The sequence below is a fragment of the Streptomyces sp. AC558_RSS880 genome (genome assembly GCF_019049255.1).
GTDB lineage: Bacteria > Actinomycetota > Actinomycetes > Streptomycetales > Streptomycetaceae > Streptomyces.
In genome coordinates this window covers 1-4,822 of record NZ_JAGMUJ010000120.1, presented here as the reverse complement: position 1 = coordinate 4,822, position 4,822 = coordinate 1, and the positions used below count along the sequence as shown (strand labels likewise).

The 4,822-nt window shown below is 67.5% G+C and carries 3 protein-coding genes; 1 reads left to right on the top strand and 2 read right to left on the bottom strand.

All coding sequences use genetic code 11. The annotated features are described in order from the left end of the window. Positions 1-222: 222 nt before the first annotated feature. Positions 223-852 carry a class I SAM-dependent methyltransferase gene (locus KUM38_RS29590; RefSeq protein ID WP_217133760.1) on the top strand — a complete coding sequence of 210 codons (630 nt, stop codon included), beginning with the start codon at positions 223-225 and terminating at the stop codon, positions 850-852. A 58-nt stretch (positions 853-910) separates the two neighbouring features. Here the strand turns inward: KUM38_RS29590 and KUM38_RS29585 are convergent, their stop codons facing one another. Both KUM38_RS29585 and KUM38_RS29580 read right to left on the bottom strand, forming a co-directional pair. Next, positions 911-3,406, bottom strand: a complete 2,496-nt coding sequence (locus KUM38_RS29585) for a site-specific integrase (protein WP_254397969.1) — start codon at positions 3,404-3,406, stop codon at positions 911-913. Then, positions 3,403-4,644: a site-specific integrase gene (locus KUM38_RS29580; protein ID WP_254397970.1), complete on the bottom strand. Its 1,242-nt coding sequence runs from the start codon at positions 4,642-4,644 to the stop codon at positions 3,403-3,405. The genes KUM38_RS29585 and KUM38_RS29580 overlap by 4 nt, the downstream gene beginning before the upstream one ends. Positions 4,645-4,822 lie beyond the last annotated feature (178 nt).

Sequence of the window (4,822 nt, the reverse complement as noted above, 5' to 3'; positions counted from 1 at the left end):
CCGCTGGGCCTCTCCGAGGCGCTGGCGGGTGTTGGCTTCGATCTCCAGCAACCGGGGTTCCTGAGCCAGGTCAAGGCGGAGCATGGGGCATCTGACGCAGGCTTCTCTGAACCAACGAGAGTGTGCCCTGTGATCAGGTGACGGGACGATCAGTCCTGAAGGGGAGGTCCGGTGTGGGGCCGGAGAACGGGTGCGAACGGCGCGGGTGTTAGTTTCCTTCCCGTGTTAAAACACCAGGACGAGACCAGGGCGGCCTACGACGGGGTCGTCGAGCTGTACGCGTCGATGTTCGCTAATCGGTTGGAGACGCAGCCATTCGCGCGGAACATGATCGGCACCTTCGCCGAGCTTGTGCGTGGCACGGGGAACTTGCGGGCAGCCGACGTCGGGTGCGGACCCGGGCATCTGACAGCCATGCTGCACGACTTGGGGCTGGACTCCTTCGGGCTCGACCTCTCCCCGGCTATGGTCGCCCACGCCCGGCGGGCCCATCCGACGCTGCGGTTCGACGAAGCGCGAATGGAGGCCCTGCCGATCGAGGACGGCGCGCTTGGCGGAGTGCTGGCCCACTACTCGATGATCCATACCCCACCTGGAGAATTGCCCGCGCTGCTCGCCGAACAGGTGCGTGTCCTGACGCCAGGGGGCCTGCTCCTGGTGTCCTTCTTCGGGACCGAGGGACCAGAGCCGGTCCGCTTCGACCACAAGGTGGCGCCCGCCTATAGCTGGCCGGCGGAGCAGTTTGCCGAGTTGCTGACCGGGGCCGGACTCGTCACGGTTGCTCGGTTGCTCCACGACCCAGCGTCCGAGCGGGGCTTCCTCGACACCCATTTGCTGGCCCGCCGCTCGTAGAGCGTGGCCCGTGGCCTGGGTCGGGGTGGTGTAGATCATCCGCGTGGATGAGGCTCGGCTAACTTGAAGGTCCTCTTGCCGTACTGATTCGTGTCGCGATCTGGCTGAAGCGGGGCATGCCGAGATCAATCACTTGGCGTTGACGGACTTGCTCTGCATCGAGCTGGGCGAGCTTCTCCTCTGCGCTGGCGAGGCTGACTTGGAGTCCTTCGATCTCACCGAGCCATCCCTCCTGTTCAGCTTCGGTGATTCGGGCGATCAAGTTGTCGCGGATCTCGGCAAGCCGTGCCCGTTGGGCCGGGTCAGGTCGGAGAAGCGAGCATCTGACACAAGCGTGCTCATGGATGCAGGGCGATCCGAAGGCGCGTGCACAGGTGCCGATGGACACCTTCCGCTTCTCGAAGTGGGCGAGGAAGGTGTCCCACTCCTCCTCCGTCGGGATCCGGTACTCCTCGCCGGGGCGGGAGGCCCGCCGACGGGCGATGAACGCCCGGTGGGCCTCGATCGTCTCGGCAGGGTAGACCGCCTTGTATCCGATCGTGGTGTCGATGCTTTTGTGACCGCAGATGACCTGGGCAATGTGCGGGGGAAGTCCGTTCATGATGGCGTCGGTGACGAAGATCCTTCGAAAGTCGTGGGGAGAGAAGGACAGTGCCTCACCTTCGGCGTTGGTCAGCCCGGTCGCGGCCAGTGCATTGATCAGCAGTTTGCGGATCGCGGTCGGTGTGAAAGCGCGGTGCTCGGAGCCGATGCCGCGCTGGAACAGCAGCGGCATCGGCGGGTTCCAGACCTTCTCGCGGACGTCATAGGCGGCTACCAGCGGAACCATCCCACCTGGGCCGCGCAGTCGACTGATGATGGCGCTGAGGACGTCGGCGAGTTCCGGGCTGACCAGCAGGAGTCGCTCGGTGTCGGTCTTGGACGGAGCGATCTGCAGCAGCGGGACGACCTCGCCGGTGGACGGGAGCCGGTACTGGGTGATGCTGTGGTGCGTGAGTTCCAGGAGTTCCTCGTTGCGAACGCCGGTCAGACGCAGGACCTCGATCGCGGCGAACGCCCAGAAGGCTTCCTCTTCTTCATAGGACAGGTTCCGCCGGCGCCCGCTGGAGGTCTCTTCGGCCCACGTCAGGTGGCCTGCGGCCTTCGGGGCGATGGCTCTGCGCAGGGCCCCGCCGGTGCCGGGGATCAGTTCTCCGGGCTCGGTGTCTCCCGCCGCCTGGAGCAGACTGGCGGCTTCACGGCGCCGCCGGTCGGTGGTGCTGACCAAGATCGGAAGGACGGGCAGCCGCTCGCGGGTGCGCTGGTCCATCCGGGCTTTGCGTCTCTTGCGTTCCTTTGCCTTGTGGATCTCGTCGTCGCTGATCGGACAGGGCACGGCCCATGGCCCCCAGCGGGCCGGTTCCTCGGCCGCCCATTGCGCGATGTCGAGGTAGAACGCTCGGACGCGCATGAGTTCGTCCTTGGCGTTGAGTCGCGGGCTGGAGACCTCGACGCTCTTGCCGTCGGGGCCGACGACGTTGCGTTTCTTGACTTTCAGGTCGTCCTTCCAGGCGCGAGCCACCGCCGGGGGCAGCCGCAGTGAGTCGATTCCCGGCGCCAGAGCTTCGATCCGGGCCCAGAACAGGCCCGCGAGCGTGCGCGAGATCGCGTCCAGGCTGGCGAAGTCCAGCGATGGCTGGCGCTCGCGCAGATAGTCCACGATCACGTCGCGTACCGGTTGGCATCGGATCCGGTAGCGATCCACCAGCTCTTCGATGCTCAACTGGCCGAGGGCGAGCCCGAAGGCACGAATCGTGGCCGGGGCATCCTCGGGGAAGATGCCCATGGCCCGCAGCCGCAGGTAGAAGTCGACCTTTTTCTGTCCGCCGCGGGCGTGCACCCGGCGCTGGGTATCGACGAGCTCCACGCAGTCACCGACGGTGATGTCGCTGATCCGTCCACCCTTGCAGGCCAGCAGGGTGGCGATCCGCGTCGCGGCGATCTGGGCATCCTTGCGCGAGCTCGCTGGCCCGGCGGCGGCCAGCTGGTGCAGGCGCGCGAATCCGTCCGGGTCTCGGACTTCGGCCATCACGGAGGCGAGATACCGGTGCGTGCGGGTGAGCATCCACGGCAGAGCGGGACGGATGACGTCTCCGCAGATCAGCATGAGCAGCCCAGAGGTCAGGTCTTCCCGGTCATGCAATGGTGTGGGCCCGCGCTCGCTCAGCCACCGCTGTGGGAGCTCGACCCAGGCGGCTCCGCACAAGTCCTCGGCTCCCGTGGCCATCCAGCGCTGCTGCCATGTATCCCCGGGCTGGTTCGACAGCCAGTGCAGGAGCTTGGTCACCCCACGGCGGCGTCCGGCTCGGGTGCCGTTCGCCGCGGGGAGGAACGGTGGCGCCGTCAGGCGTCGCAGCGTCTCTTCGGACGACTGCGCGGTCTGGGACCACCACCGTTCCGCGGTCCGGGCCGGGAACTGCTCGCGTAGCCGGCTGTTCCGCGCCTGGGCCTGCTCCACGGTCGCGTTCGTGATCTCCAACGGCTTGCGCGTCGTGTGCTTGACGACGGCCGTCATGACGAGCGCCCGAACAGGACGTCCAGCGACGCGGGGTTGTAGCCCGGTGCCGGCGGCGGAGGCGCCGGCTGGATGTTCTGACGGGCCTGGCGTGCGTGGTGCGCCAGCACGCCGGCCACGACCTCGTCCTTGTGCGGCGTCAGATATACCTCCGTGGCGGACAGGTGAGCGTGTCCGAGCACCCACTGCACGTCGGACAGCGTCAGCTTCGGGTCGCGCACCATGCGGGCGGCCGCGCTGTGCCGCAGGTCATGAAGGGTCCAGTCGGCGCCGAGCGAGGCGTTGACACGCTCGAACATCCGGTGGGCGCCGTGGTAGGTCAGGGGTCGGATCAGGTCTCGCCGTGTCCACCACACCGGTTGGGTGCGGCCTCGCGCGACCTGGCCTTGTACCTCCTGCTGGTAGAGGCGCAGCCATACGAATGCGTCCGCCGATGCCGGCACCTGCTGGACCGCCCGCGAGCCCTTGCGCACCACGCTGATCAACTGCTGGCCGGGGTCGACGTCGCGCTGGCGCATGCCGATCAGTTCCGAGGCCCGCACCCCAGTGGAGATCCAGAAGGCGACCAGGGCCCGGTCGCGGTTGGAGGGCAGCGCCGCGAACAACTTGTTGAACCATGCCTCCGGAATCGAGCGCGGGATCCGCCGCGGCAGGCTCGGCCGGTAGCGGCCCACCCGCTCGGGCCTCCAGCCGTCCATCGGATTGTGGTGGGCGTGAGCCCGCCCGGAGCGGCGGGACAGATCCAGCGGGAACGGGTTGAGCAGCGGGCCCGTCCCCGCATCGCGGTGCACATCGTAGAACCGGCGCAGGACCGTCTCGCTGTGTACGACGGTGGCCGGAGCGTATCCGGATCCGGTCGACGGCTTCCCGGTCACCGGGTTCGCAGCACCGGCCCCCCGTACCGCTTGCGGGCCCTGGGCCTTTATCTTCTTGGGTTTGACGGTCTCTTGGATCCAGCAGCTGAAGTCCCGGGCCTCCCGACGGGTCGCCCGGTCCCAGGGAATGTCCACGGCCTGCAGGAACCGCCACCACCGCAACAGATCCATCCCGTAGGAACGAACCGTTGACGGCGCTTTCCCCGCGGCCAGCAACTCCTGGAAGTAGGCGGCGACCGCCTCGACGGCCGCTCCGTCGGGATCGATCAGCCGGTAGGGCTCGTACCGGTCGCCGGTCTCCAGCAGCCGACCCCACCGGGGAACCACCAGGGCCGCCAAATCTCGTCGGGGAGCATCGTTCATCACGACCGGTGACCGTAGTGCCCGATGACTCCATCCGACCACTGAACTGGGCAATCTCTAGGGTTCGTTCAGTCAACGGGGCGTCAGATGCCCCATGCTCCGCCTTGACCTGGCTCAGGAACCCCGGTTGCTGGAGATCGAAGCCAACACCCGCCAGCGCCTCGGAGAGGCCCAGCGG

What these genes read in the sequence shown, in the direction of transcription:
- KUM38_RS29585 (WP_254397969.1), bottom strand. Translation starts at nt 3,406, where the DNA reads ATGACGGCCGTCGTCAAGCACACGACGCGCAAGCCGTTGGAGATCACG.
- KUM38_RS29580 (WP_254397970.1), bottom strand. Translation starts at nt 4,644, where the DNA reads ATGAACGATGCTCCCCGACGAGATTTGGCGGCCCTGGTGGTTCCCCGG.